Annotated in this window: 1 protein-coding gene, 1 tRNA gene and 1 rRNA gene; 2 read left to right on the forward strand and 1 reads right to left on the reverse strand. The window is 63.1% G+C overall.

What is annotated here, in order from left to right:
• Positions 1-109: ribosomal RNA gene (gene rrf / locus AC13HB_RS00005) — 5S ribosomal RNA — on the forward strand; the annotation flags it as partial.
• A 176-nt stretch (positions 110-285) separates the two neighbouring features.
• Here rrf and AC13HB_RS00010 read toward each other — a convergent pair.
• Positions 286-1,527: a prolyl hydroxylase family protein gene (locus AC13HB_RS00010; RefSeq protein ID WP_482947666.1), complete on the reverse strand. Its 1,242-nt coding sequence runs from the start codon at positions 1,525-1,527 to the stop codon at positions 286-288.
• Positions 1,528-1,647: 120 nt separating this feature from the next.
• Here AC13HB_RS00010 and AC13HB_RS00015 point away from each other — a divergent pair.
• Positions 1,648-1,724: transfer RNA gene (locus tag AC13HB_RS00015), tRNA-Met, on the forward strand.
• Positions 1,725-2,343: the final 619 nt, after the last annotated feature.

A 2,343-nucleotide genomic window follows, 5' to 3' on the forward strand; every position in this document is an offset into this window, starting at 1 on the left:
GGTTATTGCAGGGGGACCGCACCCGTTCCCATCCCGAACACGGCCGTTAAGACCCCTAGCGCCGATGGTACTGCGTCTTAAGGCGTGGGAGAGTAGGTCGCTGCCCGGTCTGCACGATAGATCCATCATAACCCTCTACAGTCATGCTCCTCCGGGAGCTCGAACGAACCGCGCCCTGGCGCGGTTTTTTTGTGCCTGCCGGCAGGCCAGGGCGTCGGTCTGCATGCAAACAGACTGGCTCAAGCATCTCTCGGTCCTGTCGGTCGGAGCGCCAGGACCGAGACGTCATGGACGCTCTCGAAGCCAGAGGCTCGCGAGAACCTTCACGCCTTCAGTGACAGGCTTTCCTGCATGCAGGGTTCTCTTGTCGCCTTTTCCGTCCGCATCAACATTGTCGAAGCTGAGGGCTGAACCGGACTTGCCGGTCCAGGTGATGTCGAGCCGGGGGAAGACGGTATCTCCGCCCCGGAATTCGTCGTTGAGCCTTATCAGGCTGGTCGCCACGCGTTGTCCGCGGCGGCCGGGACCGTTGCCCGCGGTGTCTTGCGAACCGGTGATGAAGTCGAAGTGCGCGCGATACTCTTCGCCGGGACGGTACACGATCACCGATATCGGTTCGCCATGTGCCGGCAGGCGGTCGGCGAGGGCGGCCATCCGCGATTTCACGGCCCAGAGGACCAGATCCATCACATGTTCGGGAATGGCTGCCGTCAGGGATGAGCGATAGGGATCCGCCTCCATCTGACCGGTTCGCGGATTGATGATCTCCGCGGGACGAAGGAGTGGCGCCGCGGCAACCGTCAGATAATCGCATAGGGGCGCTGGGAGGGCTTTATCCCATTGCCGGATGCGGGGCCTGTCACTCAGCGTCTGTTCGCCGTGCGGCTTTGGGGCGATGCCGGCTGCGATCGCGGCGAGGGTTTCGCCTGGATCGACCGGGCCGGAAAACACGGCCTCGTCGACTGGCAGGCCGGCGCACTGGGACAGGAGACCCTGCCCCAGAGGATGTCCGGAGCGGGCCAGGCCATTGCCGATATCCCGGGCGGCAGGCCTGATTGCGCCGCGCATAATCGACAGACGCAGGAGGGCGGCGATCGCGTGGCCGGATCCCTGCCTTGCCGCCTCTTCAAGCCAGGCGATGCCGCAAGCCTCCTCGCCTGCCAGCAGGGCCAGCAGGCCGAGTTCCGTTCTGCCCTGCCAATCGCCTTCGGCCGCATCATCAAGACGCATGGCCAGAGCGGCCGGCCAACTCGGCGCTGAGCCCGTACCGGACGCACGGAAATAGGCCCGGTGGCGGTTGCGCAGGATGGATGCGGGAGCGGCCTCGACCGCCTTTTGAGCGAGTTCGGCCGTGAGAGCGGGGGCATCCGGCAGGCCGATCAGTTGAACCAGCAGCGTCAGGGCTGCGTCATCGCCCTTCGAAGCCGCGGGAAGCAATGTGTCCAGGGCCGTTTCGCGCTGGCCGGATTTCCATTCCTCGAGCGCTTTTGCGGCAGGTGAATCGTGTGCATCTGTCGAGTGGGGCATGCCTCTACATAAGCCACGGATATGTTTGCAGGCCAAGCGCAGCTATGCTGTTGACGGCACAGGTCTGGCATTCTACACACGCGCCTCCTCTGGACACCGCGTCCGGCGGAACCATCCTGATGCGGGGTGGAGCAGTCCGGTAGCTCGTCAGGCTCATAACCTGAAGGTCGTAGGTTCAAATCCTACCCCCGCACCCAAAAAGAACCCGCCAACTTGTTGAGTTGGCGGGTTCTTTGTTTCTGACTCCAGATGACAGTTTCCGATTTGGAAGCCCATGGGAAGGCGTTGCTAGGAAGCAGGGGGACGGATGGAATTAAGGCGCTAAAACCACGTTTCCCGCATTCTCGGTCGCCGAGCGGCGACATCCCGGCAAGCGATGAAGGGGCGAATGGGCGCGAGGCGCGCATTATCCGACGCCTGCCCCCGGAATTACACGCGCAGGGAAAAGATCTGGGTCATTTCGAACCGTCATTCCGGCGAAAGCCGGAACCCAGCTCATAAGACAGGGTAGAAGCGACCATGGCGCCTCTATCCCGCTTGGCGCTTCCGTTCGATCTGAACGCGTCTGTCCCGAATTCCGCTTTGCGATCCGGGTCCTGACTTTCGTCAGGATGACGGTGTTTGGGGCGGCTGGATGAGACTTATCCCCGCCCTCCAACTCTCCCGCATAATCAGCCCCGTTCTCGCACCGCTCGAGGCCCGGCCTGGTTCGCCGGGGGTGTGGGGAGTACGGAGCCTGCCCGTCTCTGCTGACTGACCAAAGCAGGGCCCGGTGGTGGCCATCGGTTCGGAGAGGCAGCAAAAGCGCTGACTGTC

This window comes from Maricaulis sp. B-26 (genome assembly GCF_056857855.1).

Coding starts and splice junctions, on each gene's coding strand:
- AC13HB_RS00010 (WP_482947666.1), bottom strand. CDS start 1,527: ATGCCCCACTCGACAGATGCACACGATTCACCTGCCGCAAAAGCGCTC.